Below are 19,946 nucleotides of genomic sequence, written 5' to 3' on the forward strand. Positions count from 1 at the left end.
GGCAGCCGCTGCGGTGAACGCGGACGCCCGCGCGGCTTTTTTTTAACTTAAACGATATTCTGGGCGAAACCGGCGGCTGTTTCCATGTCCACCGCCACGATCCGCGATACGCCCTGCTCCTGCATGGTCACGCCGATCAGCTGCTGCGCCATTTCCATCGCGATCTTGTTGTGCGAAATGAACAGGAACTGGGTTTTGTCCGACATCGCGCGCACGAGGTTCGCGAAGCGTTCCGTGTTGGCGTCGTCGAGCGGCGCGTCCACTTCGTCGAGCAGACAGAACGGCGCGGGATTCAGCTGGAACATCGCGAACACCAGCGCGGTGGCGGTCAGCGCCTTTTCGCCGCCCGACAACAAGTGGATCGTCGAATTCTTCTTGCCCGGCGGTTGCGCCATCACCTGCACGCCGGCGTCGAGAATTTCGTCGCCGGTCATGATCAGCCTGGCCTGGCCGCCGCCGAACAGGCGCGGGAACAGTTCGCCGAAATGACGGTTCACTTCGTCGAAGGTGCCTTGCAGCAGCGTGCGCGTTTCGCCGTCGATCTTGCGGATCGCGTCTTCGAGCGTTTCGATCGCGTCGGTCAGGTCGGCCGATTGCGAATCGAGGAACATCTTGCGCTCGCTCGCCGCCTTCAACTCGTCGAGCGCGGCCATATTGACCGGGCCGAGCGCGGTGATCGCGTTGTTGATCCGCGTGACCTCGCCTTGCAGGTACGACGGCTTCATGTCCGGCGTGAGCTTGGCCTGCAGCTCGGCTTCATCGACCCCGGCCGCGGCCAGTTGCTCGATGAACTGCTCGCCGTTCAGGCGCGCGGCCTGTTCCTTCAGCTGCAACTCATTGATGCGGTCGCGCAGCGGCTGCAACGCGCGCTCGGCGCTCAGACGGGTTTCGTCGGCTGCGCGCAGCTTGGCGGTCAGGTCGTCGAGTTCGAGGCGCGCGGCGTGCAGCGCTTCTTCCTTGACCGCGCGGATGTCGAGCGCGTCCTGCAAGCCGGTGTGCGCGGTCTGCTCGTTGATGGTTTCCAGTTCGGCGCGCGCGTCTTCCAGCGATGCGGCGACGCGTTCGCTCTGCTCATGCGCGACCTGGATGCTGCGCTTCAATTCATCGATGCGGTTCGCCATGTTGCGCGCGGCGAAGCGCGCGTCGGTGGCGGCACGGTCGAGATCGCGCGATTGCCCGCGTGCGGCGGTCAATTCTTCGTCGAGCGCTTCGAAGGCCATCTGGTGATCTTCAAAACGCGCCTGCAATTCGGCGAGCTCCGCGTCGTGGCGCTCGAAGTTCGCTTCCGACTCGGTGCGCATCGCGCGTTGCTCTTCGATTTGCGCGGTGATTTCTTCGAGTTCTTCGCGGATCTGCGTGCTGCGCTGCGTGTAGCGCTCGTGCGCTTGTGTGAGCTTGAGCACGTCCATCTGCAACGCATGAACGCGTTGCGTCGCGCGCTCGGACTGCTGGCGCACCTCGGTCAGTGCATGCGCGGCTTGCGTGTGAGCGGCCTCGGCACGGATCGCCGCGGCCTTTGCCTCGTCGGCGAGCAAGGCCTGAGCGCGCACCTGACGCGTCAGGTTTTCGATTTCCTGCTGACGGGCCAGCATGCCGGCCTGTTCGGAATCGGCGGCATACAGTTGCACGCCGACGCGGGTCACGACATGTCCGGCCTTGACGACGAACGAGCCGCCTTCCGGCAGCTGCGAGCGCATTGCGAGCGCTTGCGCCAGGTCGTCGGCGACGAACGCGAGGCCGAGCCAGTCGTTCAGCACCGCACGCAAACCCGCGTCGTCGATGCGAACCAGCGACAGCAGCGGGCGCAATGCGGGCGGCGTAGCGGCCGGCATTGCGGCCAAAGGCGGCGCGTAGAAAGCGAGCTTGGCAGGCGGCGCGTCGGTGGCGAACGCTTTGACCCAGTCGAGATTCGACACTTCCAGCGCGGCGAGCCGCTCGCGCAGCACCGCCTCGAGCGCGGTTTCCCAACCGGCTTCGACATGCAGCTTCTTCCACAGACGCGGCAGGCCGTTCAGTTCATGCTTCTCGAGCCACGGCTGGATCTTGCCTTCGGTCTGGACGTTCTCCTGCAGCTGTTTGAGCGCGGCAAGGCGTGCGTCGAGCTGATGAATCTGCGCGCTTTCCGACTGCACGCGCTCTTGCGCGGCGCGCCGTTCGCCATCGAGGCGCGGCAGCGTTTCCTGCGCGTCGGCCAAACGGGCCTGGGCGTCGTGGAGGATTTCTTCGTGCTCGGCGAGCTGCATGCGCAGGTCTTCGAGCTGCGCCTCGTCGGGGGCATCGAGACCGCCCGCTTCCGACTTCAGCCGCTCGTGACGCTGCTGCAACTGCTGCAATTGCTGGTCGGCATTGCGCTGATGCGCGGCTTCGAGCTTCAACGCCTGTTCGGTCTGCGCGATACCGCCGCGCTCGGCGTTCAACTCGGTCTGCGCATCGCGCCAGCGCGCTTCGAGCGCCGGCAACGCGTCGTGTTTCGCGGCGGCTTCGTCTTCGGCGAGCGCGGCTTTTTCTTCGGCGACGGCGAGTTGCTCCTCAGCGTCTTCGAGATCGCCTTGCGCCTTTTCGGCCTGCGACAGCCACTGCTCGCGCTGCGCGGTCAGCGCCGCGATCTGCGCCTGCACGCGGTTGCGCGATTCGACGATGAACCTGATCTCGGCCTCGAGACGGCTGACTTCGGCATTCGCCTCGTACAGCGCGCCTTGCGCGCCCTGCATGGCGTCGCTCGCCGAGTAATGCGCGACGCGCAGTGTTTCGAGCTGCGCTTCGACTTCGCGCAGCTTCGCGGTTTGTGCTTCGAGGTCGATCTGCGCCTGTTCGATCGCGCGCAACTGGCGTTCCTGCTCGCTGCCGGCTTCGTTCTTGCGCAACAGCCACAACAGACGCTGCTTCTCTTCGCCGTCGGTCTGCAGTTCCTTGTAGCGCGTGGCGACCACCGCCTGCGCTTCCAGCTTTTCGAGGTTCGCCCCCAGTTCGCGGACGATGTCCTCGACCCGCGTCAGGTTCTCGCGCGTGTCGTGCAGACGGTTCTCGGTCTCGCGGCGGCGCTCCTTGTACTTCGACACACCCGCGGCTTCTTCGAGAAACACGCGCAGCTCTTCGGGCTTCGCCTCGATCAGGCGCGCGATCATGCCCTGCCCGATGATCGCGTAAGCGCGCGGCCCGAGACCGGTGCCGAGGAAGATGTCCTGGATGTCGCGGCGGCGCGCCGGCAGGTTGTTGATGTAGTAGCTCGAGGTGCCGTCGCGCGTCAGCACGCGCTTGACGGCGATTTCGGCATACTGGCCCCACTGCCCGGCGGCGCGGCCGTCGGCGTTGTCGAACACGAGTTCGACGCTGGCGCGGCTACCCGGCTTGCGCGCGGTCGAGCCGTTGAAGATCACGTCCTGCATCGATTCGCCGCGCAGCTCGGAGGCGCGCGATTCGCCGAGCACCCAGCGCACGGCATCGATGATGTTGGACTTGCCGCACCCATTGGGACCGACCACACCGACTAATTGGCCTGGAACCTGGAAATGCGTGGGATCGACGAATGACTTGAAGCCAGCGAGTTTGATCGAGGTCAGACGCACGGCAATATCGCTGATTGAAAAGGGAAAATAAAGGTGGCTCGCGAAAGCCGCGCAAGCCGTTTGCCGATGCGGCGAAACGGCCCGTGAAGCCTCCCTCGAAACGGGCGCCAATCGCACGCGGTCAAGCGCGCGTTAGCCAATGAGGGGCAATCATACCATCGCGCGTGGACGGTTCTTACCGTCCTTACGGTCGGCGTTGTGGTTGGCGTTGTGGTCGGCGTCGTGGCCCGCATTGTGGTCAGCACCCGCGCCTGCCCCCCGACCGGTCGGATCAGCCGGCCCGGCTCTGGTTCGATGTACCCAGCTGGACAAGGCGGAGGCCAGCACGATGCACGCGCCGCCCGCCCATTCGCGCGGACCGGGCGTCTCGCCGGCAAAAAGCCACGCGGACAAGGCCGTGATCACGATCTCGAACAGCATGATGATCGAGGCCCGGTTGGCCGGCACGCGTGCAAGACCGTACTGCACCAGCATGTTGTTCGACGCCAGCAGCAAACCGAGGCCGAGCACCAGTAGCGCTGCCGTGCCAAGCTGCGCGCCGGCGGGCGGCGCCGGCATCGCTTCGAACAGCGACGCACACGCGCTGAACATCGCCGCGCCGCCGAAAACCGTTGCGGTACGCATCTCGGGTTTCATTCCGGGCAGCACGCGGCTCGTCTTCAGGATCAGCACGTTGCTCATCGCGAAGCCCATGCCGCCGGCGAGGCCCGCCCATTCGGCGAGATTGCCGGGCACCGGGATACCCAGCTGCGGCGACCACAGCATGGCCATCGCGCCCGCCAGCGACAGCGCGGCCAACCCCGCGCCCGACCACGTCAGCCGTTCGCGCAGGATGAAGTGCGCGAACAACGCGGTCCATGCGGGGGTGAGATAGAAGAGCAGCAGCACGCGCATCACCTGGCCGTGGATCGAACCCCACACGAAGCCGAGATTGGTGATGCCCGCTGCCAGCGCCAGGGCCGGCAGCAGCCAGTGCCAGCGCACCGTCTTCAGTGCACTGCGGCGTACCAGAAGCACGAACAGACAACCGGCGCCGCTCGTCAGCGCGCTCGCCGCCGTGCCGGTTACGCCAAGGGCCGACAGCATGCGCAGCGGATACCAGATCATGCCCCACACCGACGCGCCCAGCATGATCGCGAGCGTCGGCCAGCCATTGCGAAGCCAGTTGGTCATAGCGCGGCGCTCCCGCGGCTTTTGCGCATGTTGCCGCCATCTGCGCTATTGCTGCTTTTGCCGGTCGTGCCGCCGGCGGCGGCGCGTTCGCGCCCGATTCGTCCGGACCTCGATCCGAAACGAGTCGCAAAACGTGTCTCGATTGTTGTTACGTACATCACTGCTCCTGCGTCCTTTCACGCGAACCGTCCGCGGTTCGCGTCGTTCCCGCTGCGGCGCATTGCCTGCGCTGCCTCGCAGGTTGCGCCGCGTCCTGCGCGCGAGGCGCGCCGCACGGCTGCGATGCGTCCAGCGGCAGGCGCCGTCCGGGGCGCCCCACGCCTGGCACGCCCGGCTATAATCATCCGTTCGTCGTCGCCGCCGGCCGTTGCGCCTGTTTCATGCGCTTCATGCGTTTGGCGTCAGCGCGCCTACCCGGCATTCAGTTCGCACCATCCTCGATCAGGCCCGATCCGCCCAGTGAACCCGCTCCTCGACTCCCTTCAGCCCTATCCGTTCGAAAAGCTGCGCGCGCTTTTCAAGGACCTCACGCCGCCGGCCGGCCTCGCGCACATCAGCTTCGGCATCGGCGAGCCGAAACATCCCACGCCGGCGCTGATTCGCGACGCCGTGGTCGCCTCGCTCGGCGGATTGTCGGCGTATCCGGCGACCATCGGTTCGTTGCCGCTGCGCGAGTCGATTGCAAAATGGGCCATGCAGCGCTACAACCTGCCACCGGTCGATCCGGCCACCCAGGTGCTGCCGGTGTCGGGTTCGCGCGAAGCGCTTTTCGCGCTGGCACAAACGGTGATCGACCCACAACGGAATGCATCGGGCGAGCCTGCGATCGTACTCTGTCCGAACCCGTTCTACCAAATCTATGAAGGCGCGGCGATCCTCGCGGGCGCCCAGCCGTACTTCGTCAATAGCGACCCGGCGCGCAATTTCGCCTGCGATTATTCGGCGGTGCCGGCCGACATCTGGGCCCGCACGCAACTGCTGTACGTGTGCTCGCCGGGCAATCCGACCGGCGCGGTGCTGACGCTGGACGACTGGCGCGAGCTGTTCGCGCTGTCGGACCGCCACGGCTTCGTGATCGCGTCGGACGAGTGCTACTCGGAAATCTACTTCGACGAGGCCAATCCGCCGCTCGGCGGCCTGGAAGCGGCGCACAAGCTCGGCCGCGGCTTCGAGCGCCTCGTTATGCTGTCGAGCCTGTCCAAGCGCTCGAACGTACCCGGCATGCGCTCGGGTTTCGTGGCCGGCGACGCGGCGATTCTCAAGGATTTCCTGCTATACCGGACATACCACGGCGCGGCCTTGTCGACCGTGTTCCAGAGTGCCAGCATCGCAGCCTGGAACGACGAGGCGCACGTTCGCGAGAACCGTGCGAAGTACCTGCAGAAGTTTTCCACTGTGACGCCGATGCTCGCCGAGGTGCTCGACGTACGCCTGCCGGACGCCGCGTTCTACCTGTGGGCCGACGTGTCGCGCACGGGCCTCACGGACACCGGGTTCGCCCAGCGCCTTTACGCCGACTATAATGTGACGGTTCTGCCGGGCTCGTTCCTCGCGCGCACTGCGCACGGCGTGAATCCCGGCCGCAACTTCGTGCGCATGGCGCTCGTCGCCGATGTCGACGAATGCACGCAAGGCGCACAGCGAATCGTCGATTTTTGCCGCGCGTTGGCGGGTTGAGTTCCGGGTTGAGTTCCGTTACCAGCGCCGCACCGCATCCCCTTCTTCAGACTTCAACTCTTCGATAAAGCACGCATATGTCGCAACAACTTCAGCAGATCATTGACACCGCCTGGGAAAACCGCGCCGACCTGTCGCCGAAGGCCGCTCCGGCCGAAGTGCGCGAAGCCGTCGCGCACGCGATCGAGCAACTGGACAAGGGCGCGCTGCGCGTCGCTGAAAAGAAGGACGGCGACTGGGTCGTCAATCAATGGCTGAAGAAAGCCGTGCTGCTGTCATTCCGACTGGAAGACAACGTGGTGCAACCAGCCGGCGGTTACTCGCAGTTCTACGACAAGGTGCCGTCGAAGTTCGCCAACTATTCCGCTGAAGACTTCGCCGCCGGCGGCTTCCGCGTCGTGCCGCCCGCCATCGCGCGCCGCGGCTCGTTCATCGCGAAGAACGTCGTGCTGATGCCGTCGTACACCAACATCGGCGCCTATGTGGACGAAGGCACGATGGTCGACACGTGGGCGACCGTCGGTTCGTGCGCGCAGATCGGCAAGAACGTCCACCTGTCGGGCGGCGTGGGCATCGGCGGCGTGCTGGAGCCGCTGCAGGCCAATCCGGTCATCATCGAAGACAACTGCTTCATCGGCGCGCGTTCGGAAGTCGTGGAAGGCGTGATCGTCGAAGAGAACTCGGTGATCTCGATGGGCGTGTACCTCGGCCAGAGCACCAAGATTTACGACCGCGAAACCGGCGAAGTGTCGTACGGCCGCATTCCGGCGGGCTCGGTGGTGGTGGCGGGCAACCTGCCGTCGAAGGACGGCTCGCACAGCCTCTACTGCGCCGTGATCGTCAAGAAAGTCGACGCCAAGACGCGTGCAAAGGTCGGCTTGAACGAGCTGCTGCGAGGCGATTGATGGCGCGCGGCACCAAAACCGTCGTCTACGGCATCCCGAACTGCGACACCGTGAAGAAGGCCCGCGTGTGGCTGGAAGAGCACGGCGTCGAGTTCGAGTTTCACGACTTCAAGAAAGCCGGCGTAACCGAGCCGCTCGTGCAGGACTGGCTGAAGGACGTCAAGCTCGACGCGTTGCTGAACCGTCGCGGCACCACGTGGCGCGGTCTGTCGGACGACATGAAATCGGCGGCGGATACGCAGTCGGGCGCGATCGCGTTGATGATCCACAAGCCGTCGGTGATCAAGCGCCCGGTGCTGGTGGTCAACGGCCGCGTCAAGTCGCTCGGTTTTTCCGCTGACGAATACGCCACGCTGTTCGCCTGATCGGCAGGGCGATTTCGAACGCAACAAAGAAGTACGGGGCAGGTGGCGCGCAGATAAAGCGCAGAAAAACGCCGATGAGCGCAGCCTCGCCCCGTTGCTCAAAAGCTGTTGCCGGCTGCGGTGCTCAACCGCCAGCCGGCATTTTTTCATTTCAAAGTGGCTTGTATTGAATCCATGTCCGGCACCCTCGCCCTTACCGAACAACTGATCGCGCGCGCGTCCGTCACGCCCGACGACCAGCATTGCCAGCGCCTCCTGATCGAGCGCCTGTCCGCGCTCGGCTTCGAGCACGAGACCATCGAATCGAACGGCGTGACCAACCTGTGGGCCGTCAAACGCGGCGTCGACGGCACTCGCGGCAAGCTGCTCGTGTTCGCCGGCCACACGGACGTCGTGCCGACCGGCCCGCTCGAACAATGGAATTCGGCGCCGTTCGAGCCGACCCATCGCGACGGCAAACTGTACGGACGCGGCGCGGCGGACATGAAGACGTCGATCGCCGGCTTCGTGGTGGCAAGCGAAGAGTTCGTCGCGGCGCACCCCGCGCACCGCGGCTCGATCGCGTTCCTGATCACGAGCGACGAAGAAGGCCCCGCCACCGACGGCACCGTCAAGGTCGTCGACGCGCTGCAAGCGCGCGGCGAGCGCCTCGACTATTGCATCGTCGGCGAACCGACCTCGAGCACGCAGTTCGGCGACACCGTGAAGAACGGCCGGCGGGGCTCGATGTCGGGCAAGCTGATCGTCAAGGGCGTGCAGGGCCATATTGCGTATCCGCATCTGGCAAAAAATCCGGTGCACCTGCTCGCACCGGCGCTGGCCGAGCTGGTCGCCGAACGTTGGGACGACGGCAACGAATACTTCCCGCCGACCACCTGGCAAGTGTCGAACATTCACAGCGGCACCGGCGCGAGCAACGTGATCCCAGGCCACGCCGACGTGCTGTTCAACTTCCGCTTTGCCACGGCGAGCACGGTCGAAGGTTTGCAGGCGCGGGTGCACGAGATTCTCGACAGGCACAACCTCGAATACGACCTGCAGTGGACCGTGAGCGGCTTGCCGTTCCTCACGCCGCGCGGCGATCTGTCGAACGCGCTCGCCAAAGCGATCAAGGACGAGACGGGCATTGCGACCGAACTGTCCACCACCGGCGGCACCTCGGACGGCCGCTTCATTGCGCGCATCTGCAAGCAGGTGGTCGAATTCGGCCCGCTGAACGCCAGCATCCACAAGATCGACGAGCATATCGAAGTCGCTCATATCGAGCCGCTGAAGAACGTGTATCGCCGCGTGCTCGAACAACTGATCGCCTGACCAAGGACTATTTGCAATGACGCTCCCGTTTTCCACTGTCCGCGACCTGCTGCGTTTCGCGGTGTCGCGCTTCAATCAGGCCGGGCTGTCGTTCGGCCACGGCTCGGCCAACGCTTACGATGAAGCCGCTTATCTGGTCCTGCACACGCTGCATCTGCCGCTCGATCTGCTAGAGCCGTTTCTCGACGCGCGTTTGAGCGCGGCCGAAATCGACGCCGTGCTCAACGTGATCGAACGCCGCGCCGGTGAACGCGTGCCGGCCGCGTACATCACGCAGGAAGCGTGGATGCACGGCTTTCGCTTCCACGTGGATGAACGCGTGATCGTGCCGCGCTCGTTCATCGGCGAACTGCTGCAGGACGGCCTGCAACCGTACGTCGAAGATCCCGAGCAGGTCGGCGCGGTGCTCGAGCTGTGCACCGGCTCCGGCTGCCTTGCGATTCTCGCGGCGCACGCGTTCCCGAATGCGGATATCGACGCCGTCGATCTGTCGGCGCCCGCGCTCGAAGTCGCGACGCGCAACGTGACGGACTACCATCTCGATGACCGCATCGCGCTGTTCGAAGGTGATCTGTACGCACCGCTCGCCGAGCGCCGCTACGACGTGATCATCAGCAATCCGCCGTATGTGAACGCGGCGTCGATGCAGAGCTTGCCCGCCGAGTACAAGCACGAGCCGAACATGGCGCTGGCGGGCGGCGTGGACGGCATGGACATCGTGCGCCGGATCATCGGCGAAGCACGCAACTGGCTGACCGAAAACGGCGTGCTGGTGGTCGAAATCGGCAACGAGCGCGCGAACGTCGAGGCGGCGTTCGGCGGCCTCGACCTCGTCTGGCTGTCGACCAGTGCCGGCGACGACAACGTCTTCCTGATTCAGGCCGCGGATCTGCCGGTCTGACGCTTCATCGCTTCATCGCTTCATCGCTTCATCGCTTCATCGCTTCATCGCTTCATCGCGTCATCGCGTCATCGCGTCATCCGGCGATGCGCGCGGCGGCATAGGAATGTCCGCCGCGCGAAATGCGCGTCCCTTCCGGCTGTTTTGCCGCACTGCGGTAAATCAAGCAGTCGGTTGTCCGTCACGTACCCCCAATGCGCGCGCGTTCGGTAAGATGGGCGCGGTCGGCTTCCCACGGCGGCGTCAAGCCGCCCGGCAGCGCCCCGAAACCCATCAGCCGCCTATGCAATTCGACTTGCTTCACATCGGCCCGCTGGTCCTTCTCGCCCACATTCTCGGCGGGGTCGCCGCGTGCCATGCGATTCTCAACACCCGCACGTCGCAAGGCGCGATCGCGTGGGCCGTGTCGCTGGTCGCGATGCCCTATCTGACGCTGGTGCCGTACCTGTTTCTTGGCCGCAGCAAATTCGAAGGCTACGCGGACGCCCGCCGCATCGAGAACGAACTGCTGCGCACACGCTCGCATCCGCTGGAATGGGACACGCAAGACTCTTCAGCGGGCCTGCCCACCGAGGAACTCGGCGCAAGCTTCGTGCATTCGTTGACGCGTCTCGGCGGCATGCCGTTCCTGCCCGGCAATTCGGTACGCACGCTGGTGAACGGCGAAGCGACCTTCGAGGCGATCTTCGAAGCGATCGAAGGCGCGCGCCACTACGTGATCGTGCAATTCTTCATCGTGCGCGACGACGCGCTCGGCGAGATGCTCAGGGACGCGCTGATCGCGAAAGCGCAGCAAGGCGTGCGCGTCTACTTTCTGTACGACAGCATCGGCAGCTTCGATCTGCCCCACCGCTACGTAGCGGCGCTGCGCGCAGCCGGCGTCGAGACGCATCCGTTCGCCACCAATCGCCGCTTCGTCAACCGTTTGCAACTGAACTTCCGCAATCACCGCAAGATCGTCTCTGTCGACGGCGAGCGCGCGTTTGTCGGCGGACACAATGTCGGCGTCGAGTATCTGGGCGGCAAGCCGCCGCTCTCGCCATGGCGCGATACGCATATCGAAGTACGCGGCCCCGCGGTTGCCAGCATCCAGTTCGTGTTTACCGAAGACTGGCATTGGGCGACCCAGCAGTTGCCGGCGTTCGACGTCCCGCCGCTCGAACCGGCAGGCGTTGGCATGCATTGCCTCGTGATGCCGAGCGGTCCGGCCGACAAGCAGGAGACCTGTTCGCTCTTCTTCGTCGAAGCGATCAGCGCGGCGCGCGAGCGGATCTGGATCACCACGCCCTACCTCGTGCCCGACGAGGCGGTGTTCGCAGCGTTGCGGCTTGCGGCCCTGCGCGGCGTGGACGTGCGCATCCTGATTCCCAGCCGGCGCGACCATCTCGTCGTGTTCGAAGCTTCGAAACTCTATGCGTACGACTCGGTGCGCGCCGGCATTCGGATCTTTCGCTACCAGCCGGGCTTCCTGCATCAGAAAGTCGTACTGATCGACGGCGTGGCCGCCGCGATCGGCAGCGCCAATCTCGACAACCGCTCGTTCCGCCTGAACTTCGAGATCATGGTGTTGACCGTGGATCGCGGTTTTGCCAAAGAAGTCGAAGGGATGCTACTGAAGGATTTCGCCCAGTCGCTCGAAATCGACCGCAGCGACTACCGGCAAGCGAGCGCATTGCGGCGCGTGCTGATGCACGTCGCACGGTTGTTCTCACCGATCCTGTAGCCGCCGCGCTGCCCGACTGCGCGGCGCTTACAGCAGCTTCTCGATGTCTTCGGTAATCGCCTCGGGCTTGGTCAGCGGCGCGTAGCGCTTGACCACATCGCCATCGCGGCCGATCAGAAACTTGGTGAAATTCCACTTGATCGCCTCGAGCCCCAGCAGGCCCGGCGCCTCGCCCGTGAGGTAACGGAACAGCGGATGCGCATTCGCGCCGTTCACGTCGATCTTGTCGAACATCGGGAAAGTCACGCCGAAGTTCTTCTCGCAGAAACTGCCGATCTGCGCGGCGTCGCCCGGCTCCTGCTTGCCGAACTGGTTGCACGGAAAACCGAGCACCGTCAGGCCGCGCGCCGCATAAGTGTCATAGAGCTTTTGCAGGCCCGCGTACTGCGGCGTGAACCCGCATTCGCTCGCCGTGTTGACGATCAGCAAGACCTTGCCTTGATACTGCTCGAGGCTCACTTCCTCGCCGCCGAGCGTGTGCGCCGAAAACGAATAAATCGATGTCATGTGCCCTCCCCGTGAAAGCCGTCAGTCTATGCCAAAAGCTTCGCCAGTACAGTCGGCCGAACGGCCGATCCCGGCTGAGCGCCCGGTGTCGGCCCCGGCAGTCTAAAATAGCGCTTTTCTTCAGCCGGCCTCGTCGTGATCCGCTTTAACCAGTTCAGCCTCGCGCGCGGCACCAAGCCGCTCTTCGACAACACCACGTTCACCCTCAACCCCGGCGAAAAGGCCGGCCTGGTGGGGGCGAACGGCGCGGGCAAGTCGACGCTGTTTGCCGTGCTGCTCGGCGAACTGCACGCGGACGGCGGCGATTTCTCGATCCCGCCGACCTGGCGGATCGCCCACGTCGCGCAGGAAACGCCCGCCGCCGACAAGACCGCCCTCGCCTACACGCTCGACGGCGACGCCGCGTTGCGCGCGATCGAAGCGCGCATTGCCGCGGCGTCGGCCGCGCATGACGGCGCTGCCGAAGGCGAAGCGCACGCCGCGTTCGCGGATGCCGACGGCTACACCGCGCCCGCCCGCGCCGAAGCGCTGTTGCTCGGCCTCGGCTTCACGCTCGAGCAGACCCGCGAGCCGGTCAGCAGCTTCTCGGGCGGCTGGCGCATGCGGCTGAATCTCGCGCAGGCGCTGATGTGCCGCTCCGACCTGCTGCTGCTCGACGAACCGACCAACCACCTCGATCTGGACGCAATCGTCTGGCTCGAAGACTGGCTGAACCGTTATTCGGGCACGCTGATCGTGATCTCGCACGACCGCGAGTTTCTCGATTCGGTCTGCAACGTGACGCTGCACCTGGAGCAGCAGCAAATCAAGCGTTACGGCGGCAACTACTCGCAGTTCGAAATCCTGCGCGCGCAACAGATCGCGTTGCAGCAGAGCGCGTACGAGAAACAGCAGCGCACCGTCGAGCATTTACAGAGCTACATCAACCGCTTCAAGGCGCAGGCTACCAAGGCGCGTCAGGCGCAAAGCCGCGTGAAGGCGCTCGAAAAGATGGAGCTGATCGCGCCGGCGCACGCGGCCTCGCCGTTCACATTCGAATTCCGCCCCCCCGATTCCGCGCCGAATCCGATGATGGTGATGGAAGCCGTACGCTGCGGCTATCGCAATGACGGCGTCGAGATTCCGATTGTCGAGCACGTGATGCTGTCGATCCAGAACGGACAGCGCATCGGCCTGCTCGGCGCGAACGGCCAGGGCAAATCGACGCTGATCAAGACGCTGGCCGGGACGCTCGACGCGCTCGGCGGTCAGGTGCGCGAAGGCAAGGGTCTGCGGATCGGCTACTTCGCGCAGCATCAGCTGGAAACGCTGCGCCCGGACGACACGCCGTTGCAGCATCTGGCGCGGCTCGCGCCGGATACGCGCGAACAGGAACTGCGCGACTTCCTCGGCAGCTTCAACTTCTCCGGCGAGATGGCCACCTCGAAAATCGCGCCCTTCTCGGGCGGCGAAAAGGCTCGCCTCGCGTTGGCGCTGATCATCTGGCAAAAGCCGAATCTGCTGCTGCTCGACGAACCGACCAACCACCTGGACCTCGAAACGCGTCACGCGCTGACCATGGCGCTCGCGCAGTTCGAGGGCACGCTGATTCTGGTGTCGCACGACCGGCATCTGCTGCGCGCCACGACCGATCAGTTCATGCTGGTCGCGAAACACCGTCTGCAGGAATTCGACGGCGATCTCGACGACTACCGCGACTGGCTGCTGCAACACGCGGCCGAACAACGCGCGGCGCTGAAAGCGGGCACGGCGTCGAACGGCGCGGATAGCGCGGACAATAGCGTCAACCGCAAGGAGCAGCGCCGTCTCGAAGCCGAAACGCGGCAAAAGCTCGCGCACCTGAAAAAGCCGCTGCAAAGCCGCATCACGAAAATTGAAAAGGAAATGGACTCGCTCAACGCGGAAAAGGCGACGCTCGATGCGTTCGTCGTCGATCCGGCGAGTTACGAACCCGAGCAGAAAAGCAAACTGACGGAGGCGATCCGCCGTCAGGCAGATGTGAACGCGCGCCTCGAAGCGCTTGAAGCCGAATGGCTCGACGCTCATGAGGAACTCGAACAAATCGGCTAGCGGTACGCAGTTTCCAGGTCCGCGCCGGCATCGACAAGAGGTTGGCTTTGTCATCTGCGACGTCATCCAGATCATGGTCCGCATCAGCGCCGCCCGCGCTGCAAGGCCTGCGCGTGCTCGATCTGACGCGCCTGTTGCCGGGCCCGGTCGCCGCGTTGCGGCTTGCCGAACTCGGCGCCGACGTACTGAAGATCGAAGCGCCTGGCGCGGGAGACCCCACCCGCACAATGATGCAGTCGTCGAGCGACCGCGTGGCCGGCCGGCCCGGCGCGTTTTACCGGCTCGTCAATCGCGGCAAGCGCGAAACGCGGCTCGACCTGAAATCGGAAGCGGGACGCAGCGTGTTACGCGCGCTCGCGGCCGAAGCGGACGTGCTGATCGAAAGCTTCAGGCCCGGTGTGATGGAGCGCCTCGGCCTCGGCTACGAAACACTGCGCGCGGCGAATCCCAAACTGGTTTACTGCGCAATTAGCGGCTACGGCGCGAGCGGTCCGTTTGTCGACCATGCCGGCCACGATCTGAACTACATCGGCTACGCGGGTGTACTCGATCAACTGGCCGGCCGCGACGGCGCGCCGATCCTGCCGAACTTCCAGATCGCCGACCTGCTCGGCGGCGCCTTGAGCGCCGTCACGCAGATTCTCGCCGCGTTATGGCACGTGTCGCGCGGGGGCGAAGGCCGCTTCGTCGACGTATCGATGACCCATGTCACGCACGCGCACAACGTCGTCGCGCAAGTCTCGCTCGCCAATGAAGGCGCCGCTCCGGCCGCAGGCGTTGGCCTGCTGAACGGCGGCGTGCCCTGCTACAACCTGTACCGCACGCTCGACAACCGCTGGCTCGCGGTCGGCGCGCTCGAGCTCAAATTCTGGGAAACGCTGTGCATGGCGCTGGACCGGCCCGAATGGGCGACGCGCCACTGGAGTCTTGGTCAGGCAATCGGCGGCCCGGACGCGGCCGCGCTGACGCAGGAACTGGCCGATGTGATCGGCAAGCGCCCGCTGGAGGAGTGGGTGCTGCTGCTAGAGTCGCTCGACTGTTGCGTGTCGCCGGTGCTGACGCCGGCAGAAGCCGCGCGGCACCCGCTCTTCAATCCGCAGGCCCGCGTGGCCGCGAGCGCAAGTGACAACGAAACCGAGGCCGAAGACGACGAAGGCCGCTCCGCCGGTTGAGGCAAGCGGCCGCCGCCCAGCAGGTCAGCAGGTCAGCAGGTCAGCAGGTCAGCAGGTCAGCAGGTCAGCAGGTCAGCAGGTCAGCGTTTGGCCGCCGCTTGCCGCGGCAAGGTCTGGCGCGGCGTTTTCTCGTCGTCGTACAGCAGATACTTGCGGCCTTCAACGTGACGGTTGATGGTGGCCCGCACTTCCGCCGCCGTAACATGTTCGGCTACCACCCGCCGCGAAATCTGCCCCGTCGTGTCGATCCACTCGACGATCCGGCAAGCTCCGCCCCAAGGCTGGCGAATGGGCGCGGAGACGCGGCAGCCGCGCACCTGCATTGGCCGCTCGGCTACGGTTTCATGTGGCTGTTTCAAGGCGCAATCCTTTTTTCGGCATCAGAAGGGAAGCAATCCCTTCAGCTTAGGAAAAAGGAATGTCGGGTAGGTTACAGCCAATATGGAGATATTTACCGCGCATTACGCGGCGGACCGCGCCTGCCGCCGCTACAGCCCCGTTCATTCGAGCGTGCGAACCCGGTCGATGGCCTGCTCGATCCTTTCAACCGCAATGACCTGTAAGCCGTCGATCAGCTGCTTCGGCGCATTGGCCTTCGGAATCAGCGCGATTGAGAAACCGAGCTTGGCCGCTTCCTTCAGACGCTCCTGACCGCGCGGCGACGGCCGGATTTCGCCGGCGAGGCCCACTTCGCCGAACACGACCAGCCCCTTCGGCAACGGTTTGTTTCGCATCGACGAATGAATCGCGAGCAGCACGGCCAGGTCGGCGGCGGGTTCGGTAATCTTCACGCCGCCCACCGCGTTCAGGAACACGTCCTGATCGAAGCAGGCGATGCCGGCATGCCGGTGCAGCACCGCCAGCAGCATCGCGAGCCGGTTCTGTTCCAGGCCGACGGCTAGCCGCCGCGGATTCGGCGCGTTCGCCGCGTCCACCAGCGCCTGCACTTCGACCAGCAGCGGGCGCGTGCCTTCCTGCGTGACCAGCACACACGAGCCCGGAACGGATTGTTCATGCTGCGACAGAAACAGCGCGGAAGGGTTGGCGACGCCGCGCAGGCCGCGCTCGGTCATCGCGAACACACCGAGTTCGTTGACCGCGCCGAAGCGGTTCTTGATCGCGCGCACCAGCCGGAACGACGAATGCGTGTCGCCCTCGAAATACAACACCGTATCGACGATGTGCTCCAGCACGCGCGGCCCTGCCAGCGCGCCCTCCTTGGTCACATGGCCGACCATGATGATGGTGGTGCCCGACTGCTTGGCGATCCGCGTCAATTGCGCCGCGCACTCGCGCACCTGTGCGACCGAACCGGGCGCGGAGGTCAGAGCGTCGGAATAGACCGTCTGGATCGAGTCGATCACGGCGACGTCGGGCCGCTGCTCGGCGACAGTCGCCTGGATCTTTTCGAGCTGGATTTCGGCGAGCAACTGCAGTTCGCTGGCCTTCGAACCGGGCTCGAGCAGCGAGAGCCGCTGCGCGCGCAGCGCAATCTGCGCCGCCGATTCCTCACCGCTGATATAGAGCGCCCGTTTGTCCGCGGCGATTTCCGCGAGCGATTGCAGCAGCAGCGTCGATTTGCCGATGCCCGGGTCGCCGCCGATCAGCACCACCCCGCCCGGCACCAGACCGCCGCCCAGCACGCGGTCGAACTCGCTGACGCCGGTTGAAAAACGCGGCACGTCGGTCGCGTCGATATCGGCGAGACGCCGCACCGGCGCGCTTTTCGCGAGCGACTGGAAGCGATGGTTGGAGGGCGCTTCCGCCACCGATTCGACCAGCGTGTTCCACGCATTGCATGAAGGGCACTGCCCGGCCCACTTCGGCGATTGCCCGCCGCATTCACTGCAGATGTACAACGTCTTCTGTTTAGCCACGCGCCCTTGCCTGTTGTTGCTGTTCTATTGGAGATCCGGCTGATCAGGCCGTGAGCCCGCCGATCGCTTCCGTGCTTACTCGGCGCGCACCGGTACGCGCGGCGCCACCGCGCACATCAGCTCGTAGCCGATCGTGCCGCACGCTTGCGCGACGTCGTCGATCGGCAGCGACGTGCCCCACAATTCGACGCGCGAGCCGACGTTGGCCGTCGGGATCGGCGTCAGGTCGACGGTCAGCATGTCCATCGAAACGCGCCCGACGAGCCGCGTCAGCACCCCGTCGACGATCGCCGGCGTGCCTTCCGGCGCGATCCGCGGATAGCCGTCCGCGTAACCGCAGGCGACCACGCCGATGCGCATCGGCCCGCGCGCCTTGAACGACGAACCGTAGCCGACCGTCTGGCCTTCGGCGATGGTCTGCACGGCGATCAGTTCGGAGGCGAGCGTCATGGCCGGTTGCAGACCGGTGTCTGCGATCGCGGCGTTCACGCCGGACGGCGACGCGCCGTACAGAATGATGCCCGGACGCACCCAGTCGAAGTGCGCGGCGGGATGCCACAGCGTCGCCGCCGAATTCGCGAGGCTGCGCGCACCTGCGATGCCTTGCGCGCCGCGTTCGAACGCTTCCATCTGAACGGCGATGCCGCGTTCGCTGTCGGCATCCGAGAAATGGGTCATCAACGTGATCTGGCCGACACCCTGACAGGCACGCGCGCGCTCCCAGGCGGCACGGAATTTTTCCGGCACGTAACCGAGGCGGTTCATGCCGCTGTTCATCTTCAGTTGAATGTTGACGGGCTTGGACAGACGCGCCATTTCCAGCATCCGCAGCTGTTCGTCCGAGTGCAGCGCCGTGGTCAGGCTATAGCGGTCGATCACGTCGATATCGGTCGGACGGAAAAAGCCCTCGAGCAACAAAATTGGCCCGGCCCATCCCAATTCACGCAACTTCACGGCTTCTTCGAGGTCCAGCAAGCCAAAGCCGTCGGTTGCGCGCAGTCCGGGGAACGCGCGTGCGAGGCCGTGTCCGTAGGCGTTTGCCTTGACGACGGCCCAAATCTTCGATTTTGGTGCGTAGCGACGGGCGACGGCGAGATTATTGGCGAGTGCGGCGGTATGGATCGTGGCTGAGAGGGGGCGCGGCATGGGAAATTTTCGTAAAGACGCTTGCGAATCAGCAGCTTACAGGGCGTTTTCAGCGCTCGGCAGCCCGCTGGGCGGTGCAGTCAAGGATTTTGCTAGTCCGAATCCAGCTATTTTCGTGATATAAAGCCGTGCGCACAACCCATTTCGAACGGCATAAGCCCGGACGCCTCTCCCACGGCCGGGGCGGACAGACCGCAGCGAGGACAGCATCGCATCAGATGAAAAAAGGTTTTTACACCATCATGGCCGCGCAATTTTTTTCGTCGCTGGCCGACAATGCGCTTCTGATCGCTGCTATCGCACTGCTGAAAGATCTTCACGCCCCAAACTGGATGACGCCGCTGCTCAAGTTGTTTTTTGTGCTGTCGTACGTCGTTCTGGCCGCCTTCGTGGGCGCTTTCGCCGACTCGCGTCCGAAAGGACGCGTGATGTTCATCACCAATACCATCAAGGTGGTCGGCTGCGTCACGATGCTCATCGGCGCGCATCCGTTACTCGCGTATGGCATCGTCGGCTTTGGCGCGGCGGCCTACTCGCCCGCGAAATACGGGATTCTCACCGAACTGCTGCCGCCTGAGCGGCTGGTCGCCGCGAACGGCTGGATCGAAGGCACCACGGTCGGCTCGATCATTCTCGGCACTGTGCTCGGCGGCGCCCTGATCAGTCCGCACATCGCAGCGCCGATCCTGAAGCACCACATTCCCACCGTCCACACGCCCGCCGAAGCAGCGATGCTGGTGATCATGGGGATCTACGTGATCGCCGCGCTGTTCAATCTGCGCATTCCCGACACCGGCGCGCGTTATCCGAAACAGGAACGCGGCCCGATCAAGCTCATCACCGATTTCGCCGATTGTTTCCTCGTGCTGTGGCGCGACAAACTCGGCCAGATTTCGCTCGCCGTCACCACGCTGTTCTGGGGCGCCGGTGCGACGCTGCAATTCATCGTCCTGAAGTGGGCCGAGGTGTCGCTCAACATGTCGCTGTCGGAAGCCGCGATCCTGCAGGCGGTGGTGGCCGTGGGCGTGGCGGCCGGCGCGATCTTCGCGGCCTCGCGCGTGCCGCTGAAGAAGTCGCTCTCAGTGCTGCCGGTCGGCATCATGATGGGCATCGCCGTGATGCTGATGGCGTTCTACACGCGCGACCTGTTCCCCGCGCATTGGGGCCTCTACTTCGGCCGCATGCACGTGCCCGGCTATCTGATCGTCGCGTATATCTTCCTGATGGTCGTCGGCGGTTTGTCCGGTTTTTTTGTCGTACCGATGAATGCGCTGCTCCAGCATCGCGGCCACGTGCTGCTGTCGGCGGGCCACTCGATCGCCGTGCAGAACTTCAACGAGAATCTCTCGGTGCTCGTGATGCTGTGCCTGTACGCGGTGCTGGTGTGGCTCGACGTGCCGGTCACGACGGTGATCGTGCTGTTCGGCACGTTCGTCTGCCTGATGATGTGGCTCGTGATGCGGCGCCACCAGGCGAATCAGCGCGCGTTCGATTCGGTCGCGCTGATCGGCGAAGTCAAGCACTGACCAGCGGCGGCCTGCAAGCGCCAT

Annotated in this window: 15 protein-coding genes; 9 read left to right on the forward strand and 6 right to left on the reverse strand. The window is 64.7% G+C overall.

Features of this window, described 5'->3' with window-relative positions; genetic code table 11:
- Window positions 1-47: 47 nt before the first annotated feature.
- Together smc and DLM46_RS13245 are read right to left on the reverse strand one after the other, a co-directional pair.
- Window positions 48-3,566, reverse strand: coding sequence for a chromosome segregation protein SMC (gene smc, locus DLM46_RS13240; protein ID WP_115101203.1), 3,519 nt, complete (start codon window positions 3,564-3,566; stop codon window positions 48-50).
- Window positions 3,567-3,716: 150 nt separating this feature from the next.
- Window positions 3,717-4,739, reverse strand: a complete 1,023-nt coding sequence (locus DLM46_RS13245; RefSeq protein WP_115101204.1) for a DMT family transporter — start codon at window positions 4,737-4,739, stop codon at window positions 3,717-3,719.
- A gap of 459 nt (window positions 4,740-5,198) precedes the next feature.
- On the opposite strand from DLM46_RS13245, the gene dapC reads away from it, so the two are divergent.
- The 6 genes from dapC (at window position 5,199) to cls (ending at window position 11,624) form a co-directional block, all read left to right on the forward strand.
- Window positions 5,199-6,416: a succinyldiaminopimelate transaminase gene (gene dapC, locus DLM46_RS13250; RefSeq protein ID WP_115101260.1), complete on the forward strand. Its 1,218-nt coding sequence runs from the start codon at window positions 5,199-5,201 to the stop codon at window positions 6,414-6,416.
- Window positions 6,417-6,493: 77 nt separating this feature from the next.
- Entirely contained in the window at window positions 6,494-7,321 is an 828-nt protein-coding gene (gene dapD, locus DLM46_RS13255; protein ID WP_115101205.1) for a 2,3,4,5-tetrahydropyridine-2,6-dicarboxylate N-succinyltransferase, read from the forward strand.
- The gene (locus DLM46_RS13260) at window positions 7,321-7,686 is read left to right on the forward strand and encodes an ArsC family reductase (protein WP_115101206.1); all 366 of its coding nucleotides are present in this window, start codon (window positions 7,321-7,323) and stop codon (window positions 7,684-7,686) included. The genes dapD and DLM46_RS13260 overlap by 1 nt, the downstream gene beginning before the upstream one ends.
- 174 nt (window positions 7,687-7,860) lie before the next feature.
- Window positions 7,861-9,000 carry a succinyl-diaminopimelate desuccinylase gene (dapE, locus tag DLM46_RS13265; protein WP_115101207.1) on the forward strand — a complete coding sequence of 380 codons (1,140 nt, stop codon included), beginning with the start codon at window positions 7,861-7,863 and terminating at the stop codon, window positions 8,998-9,000.
- A 16-nt stretch (window positions 9,001-9,016) separates the two neighbouring features.
- A complete protein-coding gene (gene prmB / locus DLM46_RS13270) occupies window positions 9,017-9,901 on the forward strand; it encodes a 50S ribosomal protein L3 N(5)-glutamine methyltransferase (protein ID WP_115101208.1) in 885 nt (294 codons plus the stop codon).
- A 283-nt stretch (window positions 9,902-10,184) separates the two neighbouring features.
- Window positions 10,185-11,624, forward strand: a complete 1,440-nt coding sequence (cls, locus tag DLM46_RS13275; protein ID WP_115101209.1) for a cardiolipin synthase — start codon at window positions 10,185-10,187, stop codon at window positions 11,622-11,624.
- Between the two features lie 27 nt (window positions 11,625-11,651).
- Here the strand turns inward: cls and DLM46_RS13280 are convergent, their stop codons facing one another.
- On the reverse strand, window positions 11,652-12,131 hold the full coding sequence (locus DLM46_RS13280; RefSeq protein ID WP_115101210.1) for a glutathione peroxidase: 480 nt from the start codon (window positions 12,129-12,131) through the stop codon (window positions 11,652-11,654).
- Between the two features lie 135 nt (window positions 12,132-12,266).
- Between DLM46_RS13280 and DLM46_RS13285 the strand changes: the two genes are divergently transcribed.
- Window positions 12,267-14,201, forward strand: a complete 1,935-nt coding sequence (locus tag DLM46_RS13285; protein ID WP_115101211.1) for an ATP-binding cassette domain-containing protein — start codon at window positions 12,267-12,269, stop codon at window positions 14,199-14,201.
- Window positions 14,202-14,299: 98 nt separating this feature from the next.
- The gene (locus DLM46_RS13290; RefSeq protein ID WP_115101261.1) at window positions 14,300-15,373 is read left to right on the forward strand and encodes a CaiB/BaiF CoA transferase family protein; all 1,074 of its coding nucleotides are present in this window, start codon (window positions 14,300-14,302) and stop codon (window positions 15,371-15,373) included.
- An 80-nt stretch (window positions 15,374-15,453) separates the two neighbouring features.
- On the opposite strand, the gene DLM46_RS13295 is transcribed toward DLM46_RS13290, so the two are convergent.
- The 3 genes from DLM46_RS13295 to alr form a co-directional block, all read right to left on the reverse strand.
- Window positions 15,454-15,732, reverse strand: coding sequence for a DUF2866 domain-containing protein (locus DLM46_RS13295; RefSeq protein WP_115101212.1), 279 nt, complete (start codon window positions 15,730-15,732; stop codon window positions 15,454-15,456).
- A gap of 141 nt (window positions 15,733-15,873) precedes the next feature.
- A complete protein-coding gene (radA, locus tag DLM46_RS13300) occupies window positions 15,874-17,250 on the reverse strand; it encodes a DNA repair protein RadA (RefSeq protein ID WP_115101213.1) in 1,377 nt (458 codons plus the stop codon).
- Window positions 17,251-17,325: 75 nt separating this feature from the next.
- A complete protein-coding gene (alr, locus tag DLM46_RS13305) occupies window positions 17,326-18,396 on the reverse strand; it encodes an alanine racemase (RefSeq protein ID WP_115101214.1) in 1,071 nt (356 codons plus the stop codon).
- 218 nt (window positions 18,397-18,614) lie between these two features.
- Here alr and lplT point away from each other — a divergent pair, with 218 nt between their 5' ends.
- Window positions 18,615-19,922 (forward strand): lysophospholipid transporter LplT, encoded by a 1,308-nt coding sequence (gene lplT / locus DLM46_RS13310; RefSeq protein ID WP_115101215.1) that lies wholly within the window; start codon window positions 18,615-18,617, stop codon window positions 19,920-19,922.
- The last annotated feature ends 24 nt before the right edge of the window (window positions 19,923-19,946 follow it).

The sequence above is a fragment of the Paraburkholderia lacunae genome, assembly GCF_003353175.1.
Taxonomy (GTDB): Bacteria; Pseudomonadota; Gammaproteobacteria; order Burkholderiales; family Burkholderiaceae; genus Paraburkholderia; species Paraburkholderia lacunae.